Raw genomic sequence first — 23,646 nt, 5'->3', positions numbered from 1 at the left:
CCGGGCTCCTTACATCAGGGTCAACTTCAGGAGACTGCAATGGCTACCAAGAGTGTCACCGACGCTTCCTTCGAAACCGATGTGCTCGGCGCGTCCAAGCCGGTTCTGGTCGATTTCTGGGCGGAATGGTGCGGCCCGTGCCGGATGATCGCGCCGGCGCTGGAAGAGATCAGCAACGAACTCGGTGAGAGGGTCGAAGTCGTGAAGCTCAACATCGACGACAATCCCGAGGCGCCGTCCAAATACGGGGTCCGCGGCATCCCGACGATGATCCTGTTCAAGGACGGCCTTCCCGCGGCGACCAAGGTCGGCGCGGCACCGAAGACTCAGCTGCAGACCTGGCTCGAAGGCCAGCTCTGATCAGAATTGCCGTTTAGGCCGACCAAGGAGGATGCGGCTCAGGCCGCATCCTCCTTTTGCTTTTCGACCGGTGCGCGTCCGAGCCAGCGATCGAACGCCTGCTCGGCGCGCAACGTGTAGAGGCGCTTACGATTGGCCTTTTTCGCCTTGCCTTCGACCGGCGGGAACAGGCCGAAATTGACGTTCATCGGCTGGTAAAGATCGACTTCCGCCCCGCCCGTGATGTGGCCGAGCAAGGCCCCGAGCGCAGTCTCGACAGGCGGCGGCGCCAACATCTGCCCCAGCAACTCCGCCGCGGCGAAGCGCCCGGCCAACAAGCCGACCGCGGAGGATTCCACATAGCCTTCGCAGCCGGTGATCTGGCCGGCAAAGCGGATGTGCAGCGCTTTCTTGAGCCGCAGCGTGCGATCGAGCAATTGCGGGGAATTGATGAAGGTGTTGCGGTGAAGGCCGCCGAGCCGAGCGAATTCCGCATTCTCAAGCCCCGGGATGGTCCGGAAGAGCCGAACCTGCTCGGCATATTTGAGCTTGGTCTGGAAGCCGACCATATTCCACAAGGTGCCAAGCGCATTGTCCTGGCGGAGTTGGACGACGGCATATGGCCACCGCCCGGTTCTGGGATCGTCGAGCCCGACCGGCTTCATCGGTCCATAGCGGAGCGTATCGACGCCGCGCTCGGCCATCACTTCAATCGGCATGCACCCTTCGAAATAGGGCGTGTCCTTTTCCCACTCGCGGAATTCGGTCTTCTCGCCATGGAGAAGATCCTGGTGGAATGCGAGATACTGCTCCTTGGTCATGGGACAGTTGATGTAATCCTTGCCGTCGCCTCCGTCGGCACCCGATTTGTCCCACCGCGACGCCATCCAGGCGACATCCATGTCGATGCTGTCGCGATGCACGATCGGCGCGATCGCGTCGAAGAAAGCGAGCGCATCGGATCCGGTCGCGGCACCGATCGACTCGGCCAGGGCCATCGCAGTCAGCGGTCCTGTGGCGACGATCGTTGGGCCGGAGGCGGGCAGAGCATCCACTCGCTCGCGGACGATCTCGATGTTGGGATGCGCCAGCAGCCGCTGCGTCACCGCTTCCGAGAAGCCGTCGCGGTCGACTGCGAGGGCGGAGCCGGCGGGGACCTTGTGCGCATCGGCGCAGGCCATGATCACCGATCCGAGCGCCCGCATTTCCGAGTGGAGGAGCCCCACCGCATTATGCTCGGCATCGTCGGAGCGAAACGAATTGGAGCAGACCAGTTCGGCGAGCCCGTCCGTCTGATGCGCCGGGCTTCGCTCGCCGGTGCCGCGCATTTCCGAAAGGCGCACCTTCATGCCCGCTTCCGCCAGCTGCCAGGCGGCCTCCGTTCCGGCGAGGCCGCCGCCGATGATATGAATTTGATGTGTCATTTGGGCGTGCGATAGTCGCTTTGACCAGGAGGAGAAAGGCGTGTTGGACCACATCGGTCTTGCCGTTTCGGATCTCGCCCGCTCGCGCCGCTTCTACGAGGCAGCTTTGGCGCCGCTCGGCATACTCTGATCATGGAGGTCGGCCCGGGTGAGACCGGGAGCCAAGGCACCGCGCCGGGCTTTGGACTCGAGAACAATCGCTTCTTCTGAATGAGCGACAACGAACGGGTGGGCGAGGGCACCCGAATCGCCTCTCGGGCAGTCACCCGCACCCAGGTGAATGCGGTTTCACGCGGCCGCGTTTGCAGCCGGGGGGCGCGACAACGGCGCCCCCCGGCTGCGGCCGCACTATGGCCCGACTTACTATGCGGCTTTCGCGCACGATCCCGATGGCATCAAGGTCGAAGCCGCCTGCTACCGGGAGGAGTAAAGGGCTGCCGTCCTCAATCGGAACTGCCTTCGATCACCGCGCTGCTGGCGGCGAGGGTCTGATCCTCGACGTCGACGACGACCTCGGCGTCTTCCTCGCTCTCCTCGATCCGTGCCGCGGAGACCACATGCTCGCCATCGGCGACCCGAAACAGGATCACCCCCTGGGTGTTGCGTCCGGTTACCCGAACCGAGCCGACAGTGGTGCGGATCAGCTTGGCCTGATCGGTGACCAGCATCAGCTGCTCGCCGCTATGGGCAGGGAAGCTCGCTACCACCGGGCCGTTGCGGTCGGAGCTGACGATGTTGGTGATGCCCTGGCCGCCACGGTTGGTGCGGCGGTACTCGTAGGCGGAGGTGCGTTTGCCGTAGCCATTGGCGGTGACGGTAAGCACGAACTCCTCGGCGGCCTGGAATTCGGCCATGCGCTCGGGCGACAGAGTCACGTCGCGTTCGCCTTCCTTCCACGGCGCCGCCTTGAGATAATCCTCGCGCTCCTGCGGGGTAGCGTCGAAGCCGCGAAGCACCGACATCGAGATGACCTCGTCTCCGTCGGCAAGGCGGGCGCCGCGGACGCCGGTCGAATCCCGGCTCTGAAATTCGCGGACGTCGGTGGCGGCAAAGCGGATCGCGCGACCGTTGCGGGTCGCGAGCAGGACGTCGTCCTCCTCGGTGAGCAGCGAAACGCCGATCAGGCGGTCGTCCGAACCCTCCTCGAAGCGCATCGCGATCTTGCCGCTGGTGCGGATGTTGGCGAACGCGTCCATCGAGTTGCGGCGCACCGATCCCTTGGCGGTGGCGAACATGACGTGAAGCGCGCTCCACTCCTCCTCATCCTCCGGCAGAGGGAGGACGGTGGAGACGGTTTCGCCCGCCGCCAGCGGCAGCAGATTGATCATCGGCCGGCCCCGGGTCGCCGGACCGCCTTCCGGCAGGCGCCAGACCTTCATCCGGTAGACCTTGCCCAGGGTCGAGAAGAACAGCACGGGCGTATGGGTCGACGTCACGAACAGGTGAGTGACCGCGTCCTCGTCCTTCGTGGCCATGCCGGCACGGCCCTTGCCGCCCTTGTTCTGGGCGCGGAAGGTGTCGAGCGGCGTCCGCTTGATATAGCCTTCCATGGTCACGGTGACGACCATGTCCTCGCGCTCGATCAGGTCCTCGTCGTCGATCCCCTCGACCGAGGGCGCGATCTCGGTGATGCGCGGAGTGGAATAAGCCGCATCGATCGCATCGAACTCTTCCTGCATCACCGCGTAGAGCTTCACGCGGTCGCCGAGGATTTCGAGCAGTTCGGCGATGGTGGTCGCAAGCTCTCGCAATTCGCCGGCGATCTCGTCGCGGCCGAGGCCCGTGAGGCGGTGGAGGCGAAGCTCGAGAATTGCCCGGACCTGGGTGTCCGACAGGCGATAGCTGGCGTCGGCGCCCTGATGCTCGACGGCTTCGACGAGCTTGATATAGGGCGCGATCTCCTCGATCGCCCAATCGCGGGCCAGCAGCGCAGCGCGCGCCTCCGCCGGCGAGGCTGAGCCCCGGATGATCCGTACGACTTCGTCGAGGTTGGTGACCGCGATCACCAGACCGAGCAAGATGTGGGCCCGTTCGCGCGCCTTGTTCAGTTCGAACTTGGTGCGGCGGGTGATCACCTCCTCGCGGAACTTGACGAAGGCCTCGATGATGTCCTTGAGGTTCAGCGTTTCGGGCCGGCCGCCGCGGATCGCCAGCATGTTGGCCGGGAAGCTCTGCTGGGCGGGCGTGTGCCGCCAAAGCTGATTGAGCACGACCTCGGCGGTGGCGTCACGCTTCAGCTCGATGACGACGCGGACACCTTCGCGATTGGATTCGTCGCGGATGTCCGCAATGCCCTCGATCCGCTTGTCCTTGGCGGCCTCGGCGATCTTCTCGACCAGGTTGGACTTGCCAACCTGATAGGGAATGGCCGTGAGTACGATCGACTGCCGGTCGCCGCGGCCGGTCTCGACCACATGACGGGCGCGCATGATGATGCTGCCGCGGCCGCTGTGATAGGCGTTGCGGGCACCGCCCTGGCCGAGGATCAGCGGTCCGGTCGGGAAATCCGGACCCGGTACGATCTCTATCAGCTCGTCGATCGTGATCATCGGGTTCTGGATGTACGCACGGCAGGCGGCGAGCACTTCACCCAGATTGTGCGGCGGGATGTTGGTCGCCATGCCGACGGCGATGCCGCCTGCACCATTGACCAGCAGGTTCGGGAAGCGGGCCGGCAATACCTGCGGCTCGCGCTCCGACGCGTCGTAATTAGGCTGGAAGTCGACGGTATCCTTGTCGATGTCGTCGAGCAAGGCGGAGGCAACGCGGGCGAGGCGCGCTTCGGTGTAGCGCATCGCCGCGGGCGGATCCGGATCCATCGATCCGAAATTGCCCTGGCCATCGATGAGCGGCACGCGCATCGACCAATCCTGGGTCATGCGGGCGAGCGCGTCGTAGATCGAGGAATCGCCGTGCGGGTGGTATTTACCCATGACGTCGCCAACCAGGCGCGCGGATTTGCGATACGGCCGCCCGGCAACGAAGCCGGCCTCGTGCGCCCCGTATAGGATGCGACGATGGACCGGCTTCAGGCCGTCGCGCACGTCGGGAAGCGCGCGGCTGACGATCACCGACATGGCATAATCGAGGTATGAGGTCTTCATCTCGTCGACGATCGAGATCGGGGAGATGTCGCTATTGTCGATGGTCGGCGGTACGCTGGCCACTTACTGTTCCTGTTGCTGCGTGATGCGCCCGTGCGGACGACTGGAAGAATGTGGACGGACCCTAGCGGCTGTTTCCGGCGAGCGCCACCCGCGCGTGCGTACGCGCGCGCAAGCTGACAAGGCCGCCTTTAGCCGCGGTGGAAACGCCAGCGCGCATCGTCGCTATTCTGCGGATCGAATGCGTAGCCGTCGCTGTCGAAATCCTTGAGCTGGACGGGGTCGGTGAGCCGGTGCTCGCACATGTAGCGCGCCATCATGCCCCGTGCGCGCTTGGCGGCAAAGCTGTTGAACCGCAGGCCGTTCGGACCGTCTTCCCGAAAATCGATCTCGATGACGCGGATGTCGGCCGGCAGCTTGCCTTCGACGGCCTGCCAATATTCCTTGCTGGCGAGATTGATCACCGTATTGTCACCCGTCTGCAGAAGGTCGGCGGCGAGGCGATCGGCAATGCGGTTCTGCCAGAACTTATAGAGATTAGGGGTGCGGCCGGGTGCCCATCTAGTGCCCATTTCCAGCCGATAGGGACGGATTTCGTCGAGCGGGCGCAGAAGGCCATAGAGGCCGGAGAGGATGCGCAGGTGATCCTGTGCGAAGAACACCGCGTCTTCACCAATGCTGTGCACTTCGAAGCCGGTGTAGACGTCTCCCGCAAAGGCATAGATTGCCGGGCGGGTGGGCTGCTCGGCGAAACCGCGGTACCGCTCAACGTTCAGCGCGGCCAAGGTCTCGGAGATGTGCATCAATGCGCCGAGCTTGTTCTTCGACAGCTTGGCAGCAGCGGCGGCAAGCGTCGCCGCTTCCTCGGCGAAGCGAGGCTCGGTCGGGTCGAGTGGGGGCAGAGGACGCTTGTAATCGAGCGTCTTGGCAGGTGAAATGACTGCGAGCATCGGGTGCGGTTAGCGATCCGTTGGCGCGCCTGTCAAACGCACGCCGATCGCTTTGGATTAGGTGGCAATTCCGATGGTTAACGGTTCAACGGGGGTTCAGCGCCCGAACGCTAGAAACGCACCACGATTGGCGATAGTAGAGCCCGCCTTACCCAAGGCGGCCTTCGCCGAGGGGCGTTCATCAGGAGGCTTTTCGATTATGGCTTCGGTTTCCAGGCTCGCCCTAGGGATCATCCTCGCGCTTGGCACAGCCTCCGTCGTCGCCACCGGACCGGCCGATGCCAAGAAGAAGCCGCCTTATACGGGGCCAAGCTTTACCCTGGAGGAGCGGACATCCCTCTCCGCGGTGGAGGCGGCGCTTCAGGCCCGGAATTACAGCGCCGCGAGCGCCGCCCTGACGACCGCTCAGTCCGCTGCCCGCGGGGCCGACGCGCGATACCAGCTTGCCGGATTGCAGCTGCGCCTCGGCCGCGAGACCAACAATGTCGCGCTCCAGAGTAGCGCCGTCGAGGCACTGCTTGCCAGCGGCCGTATCCCCGCCGCCGAGCAGGCGCCGCTTTATGCCACTCAAGGCGTGCTGGCATCCTTCGCCCGCAAGCGGGAACGGGCCGAGGCCTCGCTCACGCGCGCCCTCGAACTTGCGCCGACTCCGGACGGGGCGATCGCGCTCGCGCGGGTGAAGCTTGATCTGCGCAAGAATGAAGATGCCGTGGCGCTGATCGATCGGGCGATCGAAATGCAGGCAGCAACCGGGCAGAAAGCTCCGGAAGCCTGGTATCGCCGGGGCCTGACCCTTGCGACGATGAATGCGATGGCGCCGCAGGCGATCAAGTTCAGTCGTGCCTTGGTCGCCGCTTATCCCAGTGCGCAGAATTGGCGCGACGCGGTTCTTCTCTATCGCGATTATGCCAAACCAGATTCGGCGACGACTCTTGATGCTACCCGTCTGCAGCGTCTTTCCAGGGCTCTCGCCGGCGAGCGCGACTATTTCGACGCGGCCCAGGCCTTCGACGGCGCCAACCTGCCCGGTGAAGCGCAGTCGGTGTTCCAGGAGGGAGTCAGCGACCGGATGGTCGATCCCGCCAAGGCGACCTTCAAGGAAGCCATCGCCACGTCGAAGAAAAAGGCGACCACCGCGAAGACCAAACTCGCCGCGCTGCGCACTGCCGCGGCATCGGCGGCGACCGGAACTGCAGCGCTCGAGGCGGGTGATCAGTATCTCAGCTTCGGAGAGTATGGCGTCGCTGCCGATCTTTATCGGACGGCACTGCAGAAGGGCGGGATCGATCCCAATGTCGGCAACACCCGGCTCGGCATCGCCCTTGCGCTTGCTGGCAATCGGCCTGAGGCCGATACGGCCTTTCAGACGGTAAGCGGCACGCGCGGCGATCTTGCCGCCCTGTGGCGCGTCTGGCTTGCGCAGCGCGCCTGAACCCGCCTTTGATTTCTCATCTTCCCCCCAGGAGAGTTTGACATGAAGTTCGTTTCCAGCCTTGCGATCGCCGTCTCGCTGATCGTCGGCGGCGCCGCCGCGGCTCCGGCCGTTGCGCAGGACAGTGGCCAGAAGGCCGAAGCATCGCAGCGCAAGTTCAAGCTCAGCAAGGAGGCCCAGAACGCCATCGCTGCGCTGCAGAAGTCGCTCAACGAGAAGGCGGCAGACTTTCCGGAGAAGCTTGCGGCGGCCCAGGCCGTGGCGAAGAACACCGACGACAAATATGTCATCGCCAAGTTCCGCCTGCAGCGCGCGACCGAGGAAAACAACAAGGACGCGCAACGCGCCGCCGTCGAAGCGATCCTGGCCAGCGGTGGCGCCGATGCCACGGAAACCACGCAGCTCCAGACCTACCTTGCGGGAAATGCCGTCGAGAGCGGCGATTTCGCTGCCGCCGAGACCTTCTACGCGCAGAAGATCGCCGCCAATCCCAACGATCTCGACAGCGTCGTCAACCTCGCCCGCGCCAAGATCGAGCTCAAGAAGGAAGGCGAGGCACTTGCTCTCCTCCAGAAGGCGATTGGCCTGAGCAAGGCCGCGGGCCAGAAGCCGCCTGAAGCCTGGTACCGCAATGCTCTCGGCATCGCGTACAAGCAGAAGAACGCTGCCCTCTCCAACCAGCTCGCAACCGAGGTCCAGCAGGCTTATCCGAGCGCGGAGAACTTCAAGAACCTCGTGTCGATCTCGGTCCCCGCGATTGCCAAGGACGAGGAAGCCTACGTCGATCTGATGCGCCTCATGCAGGACAGCGGATCTCTCGAGAGCGGCGAGTATCTGCGCCTCGCCGAGTATCTCGATTACAATCGTAACTGGGGCGAGGCCAAGGCGGTTCTCGAGGCGGCGGCCCGCTCGGGCAAGTCCGGTCCTGGGCACTCGGCCTTGCTGACCAAGGTCAACAGCCGCGTCGCCGAAGACAAGGCCGCCTTGCCGGGGGTTGAGCCGAAGGCCCGGAGCGCGGCCAACGGCCAGCTGGCGGCCAATCTCGCGGGCATCTATGCAGGCTATGGCGACTACACCAAGGCTGCCGAGCTGTACCGGCTTGCGCTCCAGAAGGGCGGCGTCGATGCCAACATGGTCAACACCCGGCTCGGGATCGCGCTCGCGCGCGGCGGCAACCGCGCGGAAGCGGAAACCGCCTTCAAGTCGGTCACCGGGCTGCGCAGCCAGGTCGCGAACCTGTGGGTGGCGTGGCTCGCGCAACGCGGCTGATTCCTCCGACTGAGAAGAAGAAGGGCGCCGGAGCGATCCGGCGCCCTTCTTCGTCGCAATTTTTCCCGCAGCGGGCCGCGGCGGGTCGCAAAGGCCCAAATGTCCGCTTCCCCCATTGTGTGAGCCTTGTTAACCTCTATCGGCCACAGGTGCCGGCCATTCGCGTGAGCTGAGGACGATGCGCTTCGACGACATGATTGCGACGGTGCTGGGCCAGGGGGAGGGAAATCCCGCTGCCCTGGCGGCCAAGTGGCGCCAGCTTGTCGATCTTATCGCTCAACGCCGAGGCGTTCGCCTCAGCGATCAGGCACTGCAGGCGCTGGACTGGCTGCGCGCGCGGCGCCTGGACATCCCGTCGGACACGCGCTGCGCAACCGCGCGCAGCTTCTCGGGCCGCAGGGTCTCGACCACGATCGTCGCGTTCTTTGCCGAGGACAAACCGGTGGTCGCCGGGCCGCTGATCTCGGGCGCATTGCTGACCCGCGACGAATGGATCGCCTTGCTGCCCAGCCTGACACCGACGGCCCGCGCCCTCCTTCGCCACCGTCGTGATCTCGGCCCGGATGTCGAACATGCGCTGGCAAGCTTCGGCCCATCCGATTTCGCGCTCTCCGGTTCCGTTACGCCGATTGCCGCGGTGGACGTCCGAGCGCCGTCGCTCGAAGTCGGCGAGACACAGATCCGGGACCTGGTTGCCCGGATCGAGAATTTCCGCCGCCAGCGGGAGGCTGCGGCGCCAGTGACAGTCGGTTCGCCGGCACAGCCGCTCGCCACCGGCGATTTCCAATGGGAGACCAGCACCGACGGCATCATCGTCTGGGTAGAAGGCGCCCCGCGCGGCGCGCTGATCGGCCAGAGCATCGCTTCCATCGCCGATCGCGGCGTCTTCGGAGTCGATGGCCAGGCCGCTGGCGCATTCGAGAAGCGGACGCCATTTCGGGATGCGCGCTTCAGCGTTGCCGGCACCGGCGAGGTGTCGGGCGATTGGCGGATCTCCGGGGTGCCCTTCTTCGACCCCGTCCAGGGCAGCTTCCTCGGCTATCGCGGTAGCGCGCGCCGCCCGCGGGTCGACGAAGTCGCGCATCCCGACGCTGTCGCCGGCCGCAACGGCGTGTTCGGGACCAACCTGCCGGCCGATTCGCTGCGCCAGCTCATTCACGAGCTCCGGACGCCGCTCAACGCCATCGTCGGCTTTGCGGAGATGATCGACGGGCAATATATGGGTCCGGCGGCGTCGAGCTATCGCGATCGCGCCTCGGAAATCATGGAGCAAGCTAGTCGGCTGCTTTCCGCCGTCGACGATCTCGACACCGCGGCGCGAATCGAAACTCAGGTGATCCAGTTCGAGCAAGCGCCGGTGGATGCGGTCTCGCTGCTCTGCCGGCTCCACGATGCCTATGAACGAGTCGCCCGGCAGCGGGGCAGCCGCATCGCCATAGAGATCGAGAAGAATCTGCCGTCGGCACGGGTCGAGCTCGCCGCCGCCGAGCGGATGTTCGCCCGCATGCTCGCGGCGACCATCGGCCTCGCCCAGGAAGGCGAGGTCATTGCTGCGACCATGGGGATGGGCATGATGGGCGGGCAACGGATGCTCTGTCTCGCCATAGACCGACCGCACGCAATCGACGGCCTCGACGAGCGTGCGCTGCTCGACCCCGGCTACAGCCCGGACGGCGATTGGCCCGGAGCTCCCGCGCTCGGTCTTGGCTTTGCCCTGCGTTTGGTCCGTAATCTTGCCGAGGCGGTGGGCGGCGCTCTCGTGGTTGGCGAAGAGCGCTTCTTCCTGTTCCTGCCGCCTGAAGATCCGGCTGAGCTTTCGACAGGGCGAAGGCGCTGATCGAAAGCACCGCGGTTCGGCGCCTGCTCGCTTGCCAAGACCGCGGAGGCTCCGCTAATCGCAGGGCCGAGCCGGGATATGGGCCTGTAGCTCAATGGTAGAGCCGGCCGCTCATAACGGCTAGGTTGCGGGTTCGAATCCTGCCGGGCCCACCACCCGCACGCGGACGCTTCAGAAGCGCATCTGCGGCGCAGACCGAAGCGCCTGCTGGTCCGCTTTGAGTTTGCCACAGGCAGACTGCCTGCTAAAGGGGGCGCGCGTCGGGGAGTGGCGCAGTCTGGTAGCGCACCTGGTTTGGGACCAGGGGGCCGTAGGTTCGAATCCTATCTCCCCGACCATTTCCCTGCTCAGCCGTCACCTGCGGCTATTGCTCGAAGACCGCCCCACTTGGGCGGAACGGCGCACCTGGGTCCTGCCAAATCAAACTCCATTCCGATTTGCCTGCGACTATGCGATGCTGACTCTGCATCGGGAGTCGGGGGATGAACGGGCAGGCTGAACACGCGCCGCTTCGAAAACGTATCGTGGGCATCGTCGGCTGGACGATCGCCTATTTGTTGGTCTGGTCGATCCTGTTCCTCTCGCTCGGCGTCAGCGCGGGCGACTCGCGCGGGCGGGCAGATAACATTCGGACTGGGCGCCGCGGCCCTGGCTGTGCCTGTGACGCTATGGTGGCGCCATCAGGTCGTGAACAAGGCGCGGATCGTCGCCGAACGGCACGCCAAAGAGGAGGAGGAGAATCGCGCCTTCGCCGAGGATGCCGAATTGCTCGGCGAAGACGCGGCGCTGCTGAAGCATGTCGGGCCGCTGCTTGTCGTCGGCATCGTGCTGTCGTTTTTCGTCCTGACTGCCCCCAGGCTGCCGATCGGCGTGGCTTTCGTCTTTGGCGGCCTGATCGTCGCCGGCAGCATCCTCTGGAACCGGAGAACGCCTCCCGAAGCCTAATCCGCGGTGCTCGCGATGCCTGTAGCGGCAGGAATGCGGGCAATCACCTTGATCTCGAAATCGAAGCCGGCGAGCCAAGTCACGCCGACGGCGGTCCAGTTCGGATAAGGCGGGTCGCCGATCTCCTCGCTCCGGACGGCCAGCACGACGTCGATCTGCGCCTCGGGATCGGTATGGAAGGTGGTGACGTCGACGACATCGTCGAAGCTGCATCCCGCGGCGTTAAGCACGTTCCGCAGATTTGCGAAGGCGAGGCGAACCTGCTCCTCGAAGGCAGGCTCGGGCGACCCGTCCGCGCGGCTTCCGACCTGGCCGGACACGAACAGCAGGTCGCCGGAGCGGATCGCCGGTGAGTAGCGATGGATGTCGTACAGCGCGTGGCGCTGGGGCGGGAAAACAACGTTGCGTGTGGACATGGGCTAATCCTTTGCTTGAGAATGGTCGTGCGATTTGCGTACGAACAGGGCGATCAAGGCTTGAGGTTCGTGAGCTCTGCCTCGGTGAAGTCAGCCGCGAGCGAGATATGCTTCTGGCGGTCGAGCTCATCCAGCCGCTCGAGCAGCACGCTGCGCACATTGGCATAGGCGTCCGTGCCCAAAACCAGCCGCTTAGGCAGCGGGCCGCCATGATCGGCGAGGTCCATCATCGCGTCCGTCATCCGGTCAGGATCACCCTTGATCGTCCAGGCGCCGTCGCCGAGCGCATCGCGCAAGCTGCCGGCGGGCGTTTCGGCATAGGACGCGAGTGGCTCGGTACGGGCAAGATTGTTGCCGAAGCCCGTGCGGGCGGGGCCGGGCTCGACGAGGGTAATTTCGATGCCGAACGGAGCAATCTCCTGCGCCACCGCTTCGACGAAGCCTTCGATGCCCCATTTGGTGGCGTGATAGAGGCTGAAGCCTGGATAAGCGATCTGGCCTCCCTCACTCGAGACCTGCAGGATGCGGCCGCCACCTTGACGGCGCAGATGCGGCAGCACCGCCCGGATCAGCGCGATCGCCCCGATAAGATTGGTATCGATGATGTCGCGCACCTGGGAGTCGCTCGCTTCCTCCGCGGCGCCGAGCAGGCCATAGCCCGCGTTGCTGACGACGATGTCGATCCTGCCAGAGCCGCCGAACGCGTCATCGACGGCGGTGCGGACTGAACCTTCGTCCTGCAGATCCACCGCAAGGATCCGAAGTCGATTGGGATAGGCGCGGCGCAATTCGGCAAGCGCGTCGGCATTCCGACTGGTGCCGAGGACGCGATCCCCGCGCGTTAACGCTTTCTCGGCAAGCAGCCGGCCGAGGCCCGAGGATACGCCGGTGATCAGCCAAGTCTTCTTCATCGTTGGTACCTCCTGATTGCAAGCATCAGATAGGCCGACACGATTGTTCGTATTAGCCGTTGAATTCGGCATGACCTGGTGCAAAAACGCCAGCAATGTCCCGGCCGACGCTCAACGATCTCACGGCCTTCATGGCCGTCGCGACACATCGCAATTTTCGCCGCGCTGCCGACGCGCTTGGTACGGCGCCGTCCACTCTCAGTCACGCGATGCGCGCGCTGGAGGATCGGCTCGGCGTGCGGCTGCTCAATCGGACGACTCGCAGCGTTTCACCCACGGAAGCTGGATTCCAGCTGCTTGCGCGTCTGCAGCCTGCCCTGGCTTCGCTGGACGAGGCGCTGGCCGGGGTTGCCTCCTTTCGCGGGCAGGTGGCCGGGACCGTCCGCATCAACGCACCGCGTGTCGCCGCCTCGCTGCTCGTCCGCGACATCGTTCCGCTTGTGGCGAAGCGCTTTCCCGACGTGGTGGTCGACATCGTCGTCGAGGGTCAGTTGATCGACATCGTCTCGGCCGGGTTCGACGTGGGCGTACGCCTGGCCGGGTCGATCCCACGGGACATGATCGCGGTGCCGCTAGGCGATCCGGTTTCGTTCCTTTGCGTCGCCGCTCCCGAGTATCTCGCACGCTTCGCCGCTCCGGAGACTCCAGACGAATTGGCGAACCACCGCTGCATCGGCCACCGGATGCCAAGCGGCAAGCTCTACCGCTGGGAGTTCGAGCGTGCCGGTCAGGAACTTGTCGTGGAAGCGACCGGTGCGATCATCCTTGATGATGAAGAATTGATGGTCGACGCTGCCGTCTCCGGCTTGGGGATCGCCTACGTCGCAGGACCGGCGGCGGAAGCTGCCTTGAAGGAGGGGCGCCTGTGCCAGGTTCTCGGCGCCTGGACGCCCGCGCCGGAAGCCGTCGCACTTTATTATCCTGGGCATAGGGCAGTACCCCCGGCCGTGCGCGCCTTTCTCGACTGCGTGAAAGTTGTCGGACGCGTGCCCAGTTAGCGTGCAGCACCGACGTCTCACGGTCTCAGCCTGCATCGCACAAGGCCCTCAGCCTTCCTTTTCCGCGAGAGCGCTCTCCAGCACCTCGGTTAATGTTTCGAGCCGATAGGGTTTGAAGACGACCGGCAGGCCGCCGGTGCCCGAGCGCGTAATTTCGTCGCTGAAGCCGGTGGTCAGCACCAAAGCGGTGGTTGGCGCGCGTTCCCTGACCTTTGCGGCAAGCTCGATGCCGCTCATGCCGGGCATCACCACGTCGGTGAACAGCACGTCGAAACGACCTTCGTTCAGTCGCTCGAGCGCTTCGGCCCCGCTTGCGGCGCGCACGACCACGTGGCCCAATTCGGTCAGCAAATGCTCGGCGAAGGATCCGACTTCCTCGTTGTCATCCACGACAAGGATGCTGCCCGTCCGGTGGCTCGGCGCGCGATCCGTAGGCGCCGTCGGCGCGACCAGAAGGTCGTGACCGGTGCAGGGAAGAACGATCGTGACGGTGGTCCCCACGCCCACCTCGCTGGCGAGCTTCGCGTCTCCGCCGGATTGCGCGGCGAAGCCATAGACCTGGCTGAGGCCGAGACCGGTGCCGCGACCGACATCCTTGGTCGTGAAGAAGGGTTCGAAGACCCGGGCGAGCACGTCCGGCGGGATGCCGTCGCCGGTGTCGCTGACCGCAACCGCCACCGCCGACCGACCGTCGGCGAGCGGCTCCGCCTGCGCCACGCGGATGGTGAGTGTCCCACCGTCGGGCATCGCATCGCGCGCGTTCACAGCGATATTCAGGATCGCCGATTCGAGCTGGGCGGGGTCCGCCTCGATCGGGCACAGATCCGGCATGGCCTCGATCACAACCTTCACCCGTTCTCCCAAGGTGCGATCGAGCAGATCGGCCATGCCCTCGAGATGCCCCGCGAGATCGATCACCTCGGTGCGCAGGGGTTGCCGCCGGGCGAAGGCGAGCAATTGGCTTGTGAGGGCAGCGGCGCGTCCGGCGGTCTGAACGATCGCATCCGCGAACCGGACCCTCTTTTCCTCTGCCAGCCCAGGGCGGCGGAGCATGTCGGCCGAACCCTGGATGACGGTCAGCAGATTGTTGAAATCATGCGCGATGCCGCCGGTCAGTTGACCGAGTGCCTGCATCTTCTGCGATTGCCGTAACTGGTCTTCGGCGCGGGTACGTTCCTCAACCTGGATCTGGAGCTCGGCATAAGCGGCGGAAAGCGCGTCGGCCCGTGCCTCCAGCTCCCAATTGGCGCGGCGAAGAGCAAGCTGGGTGAAGCCGAGCACGAGCACAACTAGAACCGCCATGATCACCAGCAGACCGACGACGCTGTATCGGGCTAGACGGCGAAGGGTCGGCTCGCGCACGGAGGAAAGGTAGACGCTGCCGATAGTCTCCCGCTCGCGTACTACCGGTACGACCACCTGGACGAGCCTGCCACCCGGCTTCCAGCCGCCGGCCAAGCGCGTGGGAAGAGCACCCGGCTGGCGCTCGAATCCCGCCAGGCGGCTGCCGTCGCGATTGTAGATGCCCGCGGCAGCGATTTGCGGATTGACGCCCAGCGCATTCGCCGCCTCGCGCGCGGTCGCGGCATCGCCGAAGTCGAGCGCCGGGGTAACGCTGGCCGCGAGGATCTCGGCCTGTACCCGGGTTTCTTCTATCTTCTGCAATCCGTAGCTACGGTCGCTCTGGAAGATCACGGCCAGCCCGACGGCAAGCAGCACCAGCGCCATCAACGCCGCCGCGATCGGAACTTTCGGCCAGCGTCTGGCGAAGCGAGCGAAGCGGAACATCACGGCCCTCTCTTCACGCTCAAAGCGATCGCGAGCAAGCGCGAGTTGATTTCCAGACCGCTTTTCCGAGCGGCCGCCTCGTCTATACGGAAGCGGACGCGTCCTTCGGCAATCTCGAAATGGACCATGCCCTGTGCCGCGCCGCGATCCGTCACGGTCAGTATGGGCTTGTCAGCGAGCGCGTCCAGGACGGCGCTGGTGGCGGCGGGCGTTACCGCCTGGACGAAAGCGATTTGGCAATCGGATGCCGCCGCCGCATTGCCGAGGCGGCGGACCTGCACGGCATGACCATCGACCTGCTGCCCGCGCGCCGCGGCATCGAGCCGGGGGCCGAACGGATCGCCGCCGATCACGCAGAGCGCGAAAGGCGCGTCGGCGCCCGGTTGAGCCGATGCCGGCCAGGTGACGTAGGCCGGGAACTTGGTCAGGAACGCCGCCTTCACCGCAAGATCGCTGGGCTGCGCTGGCGCCGCGCCGGGCAGGGCGCACAGCAAGGCGGCCGCGGCGAGCCTCAGGCGGCGCAGTCCCGGCGAGCGGGCAGGGAAGGATTGCCAAGCGAGCATCAGAAGCGAACGCGAGTCCCGGCCTGAACGTTTCGCTCGATCCTCAATGCGCGGGGCAGGTCGCTGCTCTCGATGTGGCTCTCATGTAGGAGATTGCTGCCGGCGACGAACAGTTCCAACTCGGCGCTGACCCTCCAGCCGAGCCGTGCGTTCGCCTCGGCATAATCCCCGCGCCCGGTGGTGTTGCTGTCGTCGACCGCCAGCATTGCAATGTCGAGTTGCATGCGTTCTCCGAGATCCATGCTGGACCGCGCGATCAGCTGATAATCCGGATCCATCCCAAGAGCGGCACGAGCTGAAATGTCGAGCGCGCCGTTCTTCACCCGGAAATCCTTGCCAAGCGTCGAGACGCCGAGGCTGCCGCGCCACCAGGACAGGATCTGCTGGGTGAGCGACGCCTCGATGCCCCAGGAACTCCCCTTCAGGCTGTTGGCGAGCCGGATCGGGGTCTGGAAATTCGGTGCGAACTCGATCGTTCGGATGTCGTCGTAGCGATTGTAGAACAAGGACAGCGAAAGGCTGCTTCCAGCCCAGGGCTGGCCCCGATAGCCCGCTTCGAAGGCGATCAGCTTCTCGCTCCGGAAATCCGGAGAGGTCGCGAGCAGCGGCAGGCTTTCCAGTTCGCGATCGATGCGCGACGGTGTGCGTACCGCGCGCGAAACCGCGGCCCAGAGCAGGGCCCGCTCGCTGGGGTGCCAGGCCAGACGCAAATTGGGCAGCCACTTCAGACCAGTGAAGGAGGATTGCTCGAGCTTCAGCCCCGCAATCAGATCGAGGTCGTCGCGCGCCGCAATCCGATCCTGCAGGAAGACGTTGCCCACCCACAGCCGTTTGCTCGGTGGGGTGAGCCGGAATTCGTTGAAATTGTTTACGAAGAGATCGTCCGTGGTTCGCAGACCGGCGCCCGCGACGAGTTCGTGCCGGCCGTGCGTGCTATTGAATTGGGCCTCGACGTCGAAGGTCTCCAATTTGTCGACCGCGCGCAGATATTTGCGGGTGAAATCGTCATAATAAGCCTGCACGCGGACGGCGGACTCGCTGCCGGTGGCGCGGGTCCAGCGGACGAGCAGATTGTGCCCGCGATTGCCTTCACCCGGCAACAGATTGATGTCGTTGTCGTAGATGTCGCCCTGCAGGGTGACCTGCGAGTCGGCGGAGCCGAGATCGGCGTGAAAGCCCGCCTGCCATCCCCGGAAATCGCGCTCGTCGACCGTTGCCGGGCCCGCCGACATGCCGTCGCGGTTGAAGCCGGTCGCGTAGACGCGAATGGCACTATCGGTCCCGATCGCGCTCCCGTAGCGCAGGGCGAAGGTCTGCTCGTCAGGACCGGCGGTCACCCGGGCGAGCCCGCCGGTCGTCGCGCGCGCATCCTTGCTGGTAATGCTGACGACGCCGTTCACCGCATTGGGGCCGTAGAGGGTTCCGCCGGGTCCGCTGATCACTTCGATCTGCTCGAGATCCTCGAGCAAGGGGGCATGCTGTTCCCAGAACACGCCCGAGTGAAGGGGCGTGTAGATCGTCCGGCCGTCGATCTGGACGAGCAATTTGTTCGCCGTCTCGACCCCGTTGAAGCCGCGCGCGGTGATCGCATACTCGCGGGCGTTGGTGCGCTGCACCTGAAGATTGGGGGCGAGCCGGAGCGCCTCCGGCAAGGAGGTTGCGCCGGATCGTATGATATCCTCATCGGTGATGACGAACATCGAGGTCGCCACCCGGCTGAGAGGCTCCGCCTGCTTCGAAGCGGCGCGGACTTCGAGTTGGGCTAGCTCCTCGATGCTGAGGGCGGCAAGATCGTCGCCGACATTCGCCTCGGTACGCGCGGCGATCGTGGCGACCGCGCACAAGGCCGCCGTCGGCAGAAAGCAACAGCGCACGCGCTTCATCACGGACCTCAAAGCAACCCCTTGTTCCAAGGCCCTTAGACCGGCGACAAAAGCGTGGCAAATCAGTTTACTGAGCTAATGGCTCGCTAACCAGAATGCCGCCGGGCGGGGGCTTGGAAGCCAAAGCGCGAGGGCGCAGACTTGGCTGCGAAAGGAGCGCGATCGATGATCGCACCCACCTTCGTTTCACCTGGACGTTGCCGGTCGCCGCCAACTGATCGCCGCGGTTCCGGCCGCTGTGGCGCGCCCGACGGGCGTCATGCCAAGCGTGTGGAGATGGATCTGTCGAGTTTCCGTTTCTCACGCGCCACCATCAACCTGAGGGCAGGGCAGGCGACCCTGCGGCGCCTCGTCAATTCCTGATCAGGGGGTCAAGATTTCACAGCGAAGGGTTTTCGCCGCGGCCGCGATCCGGCCGAAGCATCGGACGAGGACCGTCAAGGCTCGGTGGAGCTTGGCGGGCGCGGGAGCGTCGATGTCGCGCTGGTCCCCGCGAGGACCTTATCCGTTACGCTGCGGACCCTTCTACGGCAGCTTCGGCATGAAGCGCCGTATTCTGGTTCGCCGAGGCTCAGGGTGCCGGCACAGCCGGCTTGGTCGGCACGATCTCCTCGGGCGCGTTGGCAACCACTGAGAGCATTGCCGTCCATGCCGCGACGTTCTGGCGAAGCTGCTCGGGATCGACCTTGTCGAGCGTGTCGTCAGGGGTGTGGTGATAGTCGAAATAGCGGGTGCCGTCCTGCTGAAGATCGATTGCGGCGACGCCTGTCTGCACCCACTCGCCGAGATCGGCGCCGCCGCTGGCAGCTTGGGTGCTGCGGGCGATGCCGAGCGGCGCCAGCGCAGCGGCGACACGATCGGCAAGGGCGGCATTGACCGGGGCGAACCCGGGATCCATCCGCCAGACGCGGTCCGCACCGAAATCGGACTCGGAGACGAACACGATCTTTTCCTTGCCGTGGGCGGCGCGATAGGCCTGATCGCCATTGCCGCCGACCTCCTCGGCGCCAAACCAGACCACGCGGATGGTGCGGCGCGGGCGGCCGGCGTCCATGATCCGCTTCGCGGCCGCGGCCGTGATCGCGACGCCGGCGGCATTGTCGATCGCGCCGGTGCCGAGATCCCAGCTGTCGAGATGGCCGCCGATCAGCACGATGCCGGCCTTGGCATCGGTGCCGGGAACTTCAGCGACGACGTTGCCGCCCTCTTGCATGCCGATATTGCGCGGCGTGAGGGTAAGCCGCATAGTCACCTTCTTGCCGCGCTTCAGGATGCGCTGGAGCTGCTCGGCATCGGGAACGCTGAGCGCACCCGCCGGGATCGGGCTGACCCCTTCGGACCAGATTTGTACGCCGGTATGCGGATTGCGGTGATGATCAGTACCGATCGATCGGATCACGATCGCCGCCGCGCCCTTGCGGCTCGCCACCGAAGGGCCGGTACGCCGAGCGGCGCCGTAATAGCCATATTGCGAGCCATCCTGGGTCGCAGTCATGCCGTGGCTGACGAAGACGATCTTGCCACGCACGGCGGCGGCCGGCGCCGCCTCCAGATCGGCAAGGCTGTCGAAGCCGACGACTTCGGCGTCGAGGCCGGCCGCCGGAGTGGCTCCGCTGTTGCCGAGAGCGGTCACCGCCAGCCTCTGCGGGAAGGGTGCGACGATCTCGGCTCGCTCCTCGCCGCGAACCCAGACCGGCATCTGGTAGGTCTCGATATGGACGTTGGAGAATCCGAGGCTCTTCAGCTTGCGGACGCCCCATTCCCGCGCACGCGCCTCCTGCGCCGTGCCGGCGAGCCGGGGTCCGATCTCCGTCGTCAGACCCTCGACGATGTCGTAGGCGACCTCGTCATCCTCCAGCGCGGCATCGCGCAGGCGCTCGGTGCGATCGGCATTCTGCGCCGGAGCCGCGTCCGGCGCGATCAGTGCGAAGAGGGGAAGGGCGGCGGCGCGAAGAAGCTGCTTGTTCATGGGCCGTGTCGATAGCCAAGGGCAAGCCTATGCCACAAGGGGCTTGTCCGGTCATGGCCGTGCGAAAGCGTGTCGCAGCGTTTGCCAAAAGGCCTCCGAGACACTAGGTAAGCGCTCGAATTTCCCAATCAGATCATCCGGAGACGAGCGCCGCCATGGCAGCACAGTACAGCTTCGTCATGAAGAACATGACCAAGACCTTCCCGGGCGCGCCCAAGCCCGTGCTCAACAACATCAATCTGCAGTTCTACTCCGACGCCAAGATCGCGATCATCGGACCGAACGGGTCGGGCAAATCGACCCTGATGAAGATCATGGCCGGTCGCGACACCGAATATACCGGCGAGGCATGGCCCGGCGAGCATATCCGCGTCGGCTATCTCGAGCAGGAGCCGCAGCTCGATCCGACCAAGTCCGTGAAGGAGAACGTCATGGACGGCGTCCGCCCCGTCGCGGACATGATGGATCGCTTCAACGAGATCTCGACGATCATGGCCGATCCCCCCGCCGATGCGGATTTCGATGCGCTCATGACCGAGATGGGCGAGCTTCAGGAGAAGATCGACGCAGTCGACGGCTGGACGCTGGACAACCAGCTCGAGATCGCGATGGACGCCCTGCGCTGCCCGCCGGGGGATGCCTCGGTCGAAAGCCTGTCCGGCGGTGAGAAGCGGCGCGTCGCGCTCACGCGCCTGCTGCTCGAAAAGCCGGACATTCTGCTGCTCGACGAGCCGACCAACCACCTCGATGCCGAAAGCGTCCAGTGGCTGGAGAAGCACCTCGTCGATTATGCCGGCAACGTCATCCTCGTCACCCACGATCGCTACTTCCTCGACAATGTCGTGAATTGGGTGCTGGAGCTCGATCGCGGCCGCTATTACATCTACGAAAGCAACTATTCGGGCTATCTCGAGAAAAAGGCCAAGCGCCTCGAACAGGAAGAGCGCGAAGAGGAAGGCCGCCAGAAGGCGATCCAGGAGGAACTCGACTGGATCCGCCGCACGCCAAAGGCGCGCCAGTCCAAGTCCAAGGCTCGTATCCGGGCCTTCGACGAACTCGTCGAATCGCAGGAGAATCGGTCGCCGGGCAAGGCCCAGATTCTGATCCAGGTTCCTGAACGCCTCGGCGGAACGGTGATCGAGGCGAAGGGCCTGACAAAGGCTTATGGCGACAAATTGTTGTTCGAGAATCTGGAGTTCTCGCTTCCGCCAGGCGGGATCGTCGGGGTGATCGGCCCGAACGGCGCCGGCAAGTCGACCCTGTTCAAGCTGATCACCGGCCAGGAGCAACCCGACGAGGGCACCATCCGCATCGGCGAGACCGTGCATCTGGGTTATGTCGACCAGAGCCGCGACGCGCTCGACGCGAAGAAGAATGTCTGGGAGGAGATTTCGGGCGGGCTCGACATCTTCAAGCTCGGCAAGCACGAGGTGGCGACGCGCGCCTATGTCGGCGCGTTCAATTTCCGCGGCTCCGACCAGCAGAAGAAGGTCGGTCAGCTTTCCGGCGGTGAGCGCAATCGCGTCCACATGGCGAAGATGCTGAAGGAAGGCGGCAACGTCCTGCTGCTCGACGAGCCGACCAACGACCTTGACGTCGAGACCTTGCGCGCGCTCGAGGATGCTCTTGAGAACTTCGCCGGGTGCGCAGTGGTGATCAGCCACGATCGCTTCTTCCTAGATCGCCTCGCGACCCACATCCTCGCCTTCGAAGGCGACAGCCACGTCGAGTGGTTCGAAGGCAATTTCGAAGCCTATGAGGAGGACAAGCGCCGCCGTATGGGCCCGGAAGCAGACCGTCCGCACCGGATGACCTACCGCAAGCTCACGCGCTGAGACTGAAGCGCTCCGCAAACTGTGGAGCGCTTTCCATTTATGGAGGTCGGTGCGGCATGGTGCCCGCGCATGCCGCCGCCTTCCTGATCCTGCTTGGAGCCTCCGGCTGCTCGTTCGGCACCAACGATGCCGTACCACGGCCGCCTCCGAGCCTGGCGAGGGTCTCCGAGTCCGAGGCTGCAGATCGTCGCCGTCACACCACGCTGCTTGTCATTCCGTTGGATCAAGGGGAGCTGCTCGCCGTTGAAGGCGCCAAGCATGAACGGAGATTCAACATGGCCACGACATCCACAAGCCACCTCCGCATGATCTTCGTGACAGGCCTCCAGAACGTGCATGCGGTCGAGCATCAGGCGCTTTCCCTTATCGATCGCCAGCTCGACCGACTGGTGCGCTATCCGGAAGTGGCCGAGCGGCTGCGATTGCACCGGACGGAGACCCAAGTGCAGATCCGGCGTCTCGACGACATCATGGGATCGCTTGGGGAACGCTCTTCCAGCCTCAAGGACATGGCACTGTCGTTCATGGGTAATCTTGCTGCAATGGGGCACGTCGCGGCGCCGGACGAAGTGATCAAGAACCAGCTCGTCAACGCAGCCTTCGAGAATTACGAAATCGCGAGCTACACTTCGCTGATTGCTCTCGCGGAAGCGGGGGCATTCCCGACAGCGACCGCTTTGCTTCGGGAGACCTTGGGCGAGGAGGTCGCAATGGCCGCCTGGGTGCAAGACAGCCTGCCTGATCTCACCCGCAAATATGTCGCCCTGCGCGCGGGCGGCGGCGGCGCAAGCCATTGATCGTGCGGGACTGGACTGGCCCTTGAGCCCATTCTGCGGCAAGAAGGCGCAATGGCCTCGCAGCGTAGCCTTTACGAGATCCTCAACGTCGCGCCCACCGCTGAAGGCGTGGTGATCGAGGCGGCGTACCGCGCCCTGATGAAGAAATATCACCCCGATCATCTGGCCGGCTCCGCCAGCGAGGGAAGTGCGGCCGAGATCAATCGGGCGTTCGCGATTTTGAGGGATCCCGAGCGCCGCTCGGATTATGATCGGCGCCAGTGGGTGCGCGCGCAGGATATCGTGCTGGTGCAGTCTTCGGCGCCCCCTTCGCCGCCGCGCCGTACGCGCGCAATCATGTTCGGATGGAGCGGATGGATCGTCGCGGTGGTGCTTGGCGGAGTGATCGCGATGATGGCGGAGCGCGCAACCGATCTCGCGCGCTCGCGCGCCGCGAGCGAGAGCGAGTCGGCCTTTGCCGAGCCCGATTTGCGAAGCCAGCCGGCTCTGCCCGATGAGCCCTTCGTGCCCCCCATCGTCGCCGCCGAAATCCGCGCTGCCGCGTTGGCAGCCAAGCCATCCGCAGAGGCGATGCCGAGATCGGCGACCGGAGCACCCGCGCCGGCGGTTCGCACCGGCCAGCGCCCACGTGCGGCAGCCACGAAGCCGCACCGCTCAGCCAAGAGGCAGGGAGGATCCCTGTCCACCTCGGAACGCGAGTTCCTCGAGCGAGAGGGCTACATTTACTAAAGGGGTGAAAAGGCCCGACGATCAGCAGGCTGGGCGAGTCAATGACCGGCTTAGCAAGGGACGCGGCAGGGCAGGGTCCCCGTGTTCCCAGCGGGCACCCTAGCAACGGCTTTCTCGACCCGGGCCTTCACTTCGGCATTGGCCCGCTGGTAGCCCCGCGCTTCGAGGCAATCATAAGCGTTGTACAGCGCCGCGATCGGATCCATCCAGTATCTGTCCTTGGCGGCGGTCGAGCATTGATCGATGTCGATCTCCATCTCTGCGACGCTTTTGGTCGGATGGGTGACCTCTGCCGCGCAGCCGCCGGTAAGCATCACGAGCGGCAGAAACAGCAGGGGCTTCATCGTCGCGGCGTCTCCCGGTTCCGGAAGCCCTTGTGGCATCGGCAATGCCGCCTTTGCAACCGATGCCGTTCGATCGAACCGGCGTGGAACGCTCTTCACAAAGTTGCTCGTGC

21 protein-coding genes and 2 tRNA genes are annotated in these 23,646 nt (G+C 64.9%); 13 read left to right on the top strand and 10 right to left on the bottom strand.

What is annotated here, in order from left to right; translation table 11 throughout:
- Positions 1–39: 39 nt before the first annotated feature.
- Positions 40–360, top strand: a complete 321-nt coding sequence (gene trxA, locus C7I55_RS22265; protein WP_106515242.1) for a thioredoxin — start codon at positions 40–42, stop codon at positions 358–360.
- Positions 361–398: 38 nt separating this feature from the next.
- Here the strand turns inward: trxA and trmFO are convergent, their stop codons facing one another.
- Entirely contained in the window at positions 399–1,763 is a 1,365-nt protein-coding gene (trmFO, locus tag C7I55_RS22260) for a methylenetetrahydrofolate--tRNA-(uracil(54)-C(5))-methyltransferase (FADH(2)-oxidizing) TrmFO (RefSeq protein WP_106515241.1), read from the bottom strand.
- Between the two features lie 40 nt (positions 1,764–1,803).
- Between trmFO and C7I55_RS29365 the strand changes: the two genes are divergently transcribed.
- A complete protein-coding gene (locus C7I55_RS29365) occupies positions 1,804–1,893 on the top strand; it encodes a VOC family protein (protein ID WP_332888436.1) in 90 nt (29 codons plus the stop codon).
- A gap of 313 nt (positions 1,894–2,206) precedes the next feature.
- Here the strand turns inward: C7I55_RS29365 and gyrA are convergent, their stop codons facing one another.
- A complete protein-coding gene (gene gyrA / locus C7I55_RS22250) occupies positions 2,207–4,930 on the bottom strand; it encodes a DNA gyrase subunit A (RefSeq protein ID WP_199193017.1) in 2,724 nt (907 codons plus the stop codon).
- Positions 4,931–5,058: 128 nt separating this feature from the next.
- Positions 5,059–5,817 carry a peroxide stress protein YaaA gene (yaaA, locus tag C7I55_RS22245; RefSeq protein ID WP_106515240.1) on the bottom strand — a complete coding sequence of 253 codons (759 nt, stop codon included), beginning with the start codon at positions 5,815–5,817 and terminating at the stop codon, positions 5,059–5,061.
- A 199-nt stretch (positions 5,818–6,016) separates the two neighbouring features.
- Here yaaA and C7I55_RS22240 point away from each other — a divergent pair, with 199 nt between their 5' ends.
- The 6 genes from C7I55_RS22240 to C7I55_RS22215 all read left to right on the top strand — a co-directional run bounded on the left by C7I55_RS22240 (position 6,017) and on the right by C7I55_RS22215 (position 11,300).
- Positions 6,017–7,249, top strand: a complete 1,233-nt coding sequence (locus C7I55_RS22240; RefSeq protein WP_106515239.1) for a tetratricopeptide repeat protein — start codon at positions 6,017–6,019, stop codon at positions 7,247–7,249.
- A gap of 42 nt (positions 7,250–7,291) precedes the next feature.
- A complete protein-coding gene (locus C7I55_RS22235; RefSeq protein WP_106515238.1) occupies positions 7,292–8,518 on the top strand; it encodes a tetratricopeptide repeat protein in 1,227 nt (408 codons plus the stop codon).
- A gap of 178 nt (positions 8,519–8,696) precedes the next feature.
- Positions 8,697–10,355 (top strand): sensor histidine kinase, encoded by a 1,659-nt coding sequence (locus tag C7I55_RS22230; RefSeq protein WP_106515237.1) that lies wholly within the window; start codon positions 8,697–8,699, stop codon positions 10,353–10,355.
- Between the two features lie 80 nt (positions 10,356–10,435).
- A tRNA-Ile gene (locus tag C7I55_RS22225) sits at positions 10,436–10,510 on the top strand.
- 106 nt (positions 10,511–10,616) lie between these two features.
- A tRNA-Pro gene (locus C7I55_RS22220) sits at positions 10,617–10,693 on the top strand.
- Positions 10,694–11,015: 322 nt separating this feature from the next.
- Entirely contained in the window at positions 11,016–11,300 is a 285-nt protein-coding gene (locus C7I55_RS22215; RefSeq protein WP_106515236.1) for a hypothetical protein, read from the top strand.
- Here C7I55_RS22215 and C7I55_RS22210 read toward each other — a convergent pair.
- Both C7I55_RS22210 and C7I55_RS22205 read right to left on the bottom strand, forming a co-directional pair.
- Positions 11,297–11,716, bottom strand: coding sequence for a RidA family protein (locus tag C7I55_RS22210; RefSeq protein WP_106515235.1), 420 nt, complete (start codon positions 11,714–11,716; stop codon positions 11,297–11,299). The genes C7I55_RS22215 and C7I55_RS22210 overlap by 4 nt on opposite strands.
- Positions 11,717–11,769: 53 nt before the next feature.
- On the bottom strand, positions 11,770–12,627 hold the full coding sequence (locus tag C7I55_RS22205) for an SDR family oxidoreductase (protein ID WP_106515234.1): 858 nt from the start codon (positions 12,625–12,627) through the stop codon (positions 11,770–11,772).
- Positions 12,628–12,722: 95 nt separating this feature from the next.
- On the opposite strand from C7I55_RS22205, the gene C7I55_RS22200 reads away from it, so the two are divergent.
- On the top strand, positions 12,723–13,625 hold the full coding sequence (locus C7I55_RS22200) for a LysR family transcriptional regulator (RefSeq protein WP_106515233.1): 903 nt from the start codon (positions 12,723–12,725) through the stop codon (positions 13,623–13,625).
- Between the two features lie 48 nt (positions 13,626–13,673).
- Here the strand turns inward: C7I55_RS22200 and C7I55_RS22195 are convergent, their stop codons facing one another.
- The 3 genes from C7I55_RS22195 to C7I55_RS22185 are packed head-to-tail and all read right to left on the bottom strand — an operon-like array spanning position 13,674 to position 17,859.
- On the bottom strand, positions 13,674–15,413 hold the full coding sequence (locus C7I55_RS22195; RefSeq protein WP_106515232.1) for an ATP-binding protein: 1,740 nt from the start codon (positions 15,411–15,413) through the stop codon (positions 13,674–13,676).
- Positions 15,413–15,976 carry a YfiR family protein gene (locus C7I55_RS22190; protein WP_106515231.1) on the bottom strand — a complete coding sequence of 188 codons (564 nt, stop codon included), beginning with the start codon at positions 15,974–15,976 and terminating at the stop codon, positions 15,413–15,415. Before C7I55_RS22190 ends, C7I55_RS22195 begins: the two co-directional genes overlap by 1 nt.
- A complete protein-coding gene (locus C7I55_RS22185; protein ID WP_106515230.1) occupies positions 15,976–17,859 on the bottom strand; it encodes a TonB-dependent receptor plug domain-containing protein in 1,884 nt (627 codons plus the stop codon). Before C7I55_RS22185 ends, C7I55_RS22190 begins: the two co-directional genes overlap by 1 nt.
- Positions 17,860–18,024: 165 nt before the next feature.
- Between C7I55_RS22185 and C7I55_RS27850 the strand changes: the two genes are divergently transcribed.
- Positions 18,025–18,222, top strand: a complete 198-nt coding sequence (locus C7I55_RS27850) for a hypothetical protein (RefSeq protein ID WP_146151114.1) — start codon at positions 18,025–18,027, stop codon at positions 18,220–18,222.
- Between the two features lie 208 nt (positions 18,223–18,430).
- Here C7I55_RS27850 and C7I55_RS22180 read toward each other — a convergent pair whose 3' ends face one another.
- A complete protein-coding gene (locus C7I55_RS22180) occupies positions 18,431–19,828 on the bottom strand; it encodes a M20/M25/M40 family metallo-hydrolase (RefSeq protein WP_106515229.1) in 1,398 nt (465 codons plus the stop codon).
- Positions 19,829–19,983: 155 nt separating this feature from the next.
- Between C7I55_RS22180 and ettA the strand changes: the two genes are divergently transcribed.
- The 3 genes from ettA (at position 19,984) to C7I55_RS22165 (ending at position 23,189) form a co-directional block, all read left to right on the top strand.
- Positions 19,984–21,663, top strand: a complete 1,680-nt coding sequence (ettA, locus tag C7I55_RS22175) for an energy-dependent translational throttle protein EttA (protein WP_106515228.1) — start codon at positions 19,984–19,986, stop codon at positions 21,661–21,663.
- Positions 21,664–21,938: 275 nt separating this feature from the next.
- The gene (locus tag C7I55_RS22170; RefSeq protein ID WP_106515418.1) at positions 21,939–22,460 is read left to right on the top strand and encodes a ferritin-like domain-containing protein; all 522 of its coding nucleotides are present in this window, start codon (positions 21,939–21,941) and stop codon (positions 22,458–22,460) included.
- A gap of 51 nt (positions 22,461–22,511) precedes the next feature.
- A complete protein-coding gene (locus C7I55_RS22165; protein WP_106515227.1) occupies positions 22,512–23,189 on the top strand; it encodes a J domain-containing protein in 678 nt (225 codons plus the stop codon).
- Positions 23,190–23,239: 50 nt separating this feature from the next.
- On the opposite strand, the gene C7I55_RS22160 is transcribed toward C7I55_RS22165, so the two are convergent.
- Positions 23,240–23,572: a hypothetical protein gene (locus tag C7I55_RS22160; RefSeq protein WP_146151113.1), complete on the bottom strand. Its 333-nt coding sequence runs from the start codon at positions 23,570–23,572 to the stop codon at positions 23,240–23,242.
- Positions 23,573–23,646 lie beyond the last annotated feature (74 nt).

Source organism: Allosphingosinicella deserti, from assembly GCF_003012735.1.
Lineage (GTDB): Bacteria > Pseudomonadota > Alphaproteobacteria > Sphingomonadales > Sphingomonadaceae > Allosphingosinicella > Allosphingosinicella deserti.
Note: the sequence above shows the minus strand (reverse complement) of the source record. Positions and strands in the feature narration are given on the sequence as shown.

Excerpts from the sequence above, each read along its gene's own strand:
- trxA (WP_106515242.1), top strand. The coding sequence starts at position 40 with ATGGCTACCAAGAGTGTCACCGACGCTTCCTTCGAAACCGATGTGCTC.
- trmFO (WP_106515241.1), bottom strand. The coding sequence starts at position 1,763 with ATGACACATCAAATTCATATCATCGGCGGCGGCCTCGCCGGAACGGAG.
- yaaA (WP_106515240.1), bottom strand. The coding sequence starts at position 5,817 with ATGCTCGCAGTCATTTCACCTGCCAAGACGCTCGATTACAAGCGTCCT.
- C7I55_RS22240 (WP_106515239.1), top strand. The coding sequence starts at position 6,017 with ATGGCTTCGGTTTCCAGGCTCGCCCTAGGGATCATCCTCGCGCTTGGC.
- C7I55_RS22235 (WP_106515238.1), top strand. The coding sequence starts at position 7,292 with ATGAAGTTCGTTTCCAGCCTTGCGATCGCCGTCTCGCTGATCGTCGGC.
- C7I55_RS22230 (WP_106515237.1), top strand. The coding sequence starts at position 8,697 with ATGCGCTTCGACGACATGATTGCGACGGTGCTGGGCCAGGGGGAGGGA.
- C7I55_RS22210 (WP_106515235.1), bottom strand. The coding sequence starts at position 11,716 with ATGTCCACACGCAACGTTGTTTTCCCGCCCCAGCGCCACGCGCTGTAC.
- C7I55_RS22205 (WP_106515234.1), bottom strand. The coding sequence starts at position 12,627 with ATGAAGAAGACTTGGCTGATCACCGGCGTATCCTCGGGCCTCGGCCGG.
- C7I55_RS22200 (WP_106515233.1), top strand. The coding sequence starts at position 12,723 with ATGTCCCGGCCGACGCTCAACGATCTCACGGCCTTCATGGCCGTCGCG.
- C7I55_RS22195 (WP_106515232.1), bottom strand. The coding sequence starts at position 15,413 with ATGTTCCGCTTCGCTCGCTTCGCCAGACGCTGGCCGAAAGTTCCGATC.
- C7I55_RS22190 (WP_106515231.1), bottom strand. The coding sequence starts at position 15,976 with ATGCTCGCTTGGCAATCCTTCCCTGCCCGCTCGCCGGGACTGCGCCGC.
- C7I55_RS22185 (WP_106515230.1), bottom strand. The coding sequence starts at position 17,859 with ATGAAGCGCGTGCGCTGTTGCTTTCTGCCGACGGCGGCCTTGTGCGCG.
- C7I55_RS27850 (WP_146151114.1), top strand. The coding sequence starts at position 18,025 with ATGATCGCACCCACCTTCGTTTCACCTGGACGTTGCCGGTCGCCGCCA.
- C7I55_RS22180 (WP_106515229.1), bottom strand. The coding sequence starts at position 19,828 with ATGAACAAGCAGCTTCTTCGCGCCGCCGCCCTTCCCCTCTTCGCACTG.
- ettA (WP_106515228.1), top strand. The coding sequence starts at position 19,984 with ATGGCAGCACAGTACAGCTTCGTCATGAAGAACATGACCAAGACCTTC.
- C7I55_RS22170 (WP_106515418.1), top strand. The coding sequence starts at position 21,939 with ATGGCCACGACATCCACAAGCCACCTCCGCATGATCTTCGTGACAGGC.
- C7I55_RS22165 (WP_106515227.1), top strand. The coding sequence starts at position 22,512 with ATGGCCTCGCAGCGTAGCCTTTACGAGATCCTCAACGTCGCGCCCACC.
- C7I55_RS22160 (WP_146151113.1), bottom strand. The coding sequence starts at position 23,572 with ATGCCACAAGGGCTTCCGGAACCGGGAGACGCCGCGACGATGAAGCCC.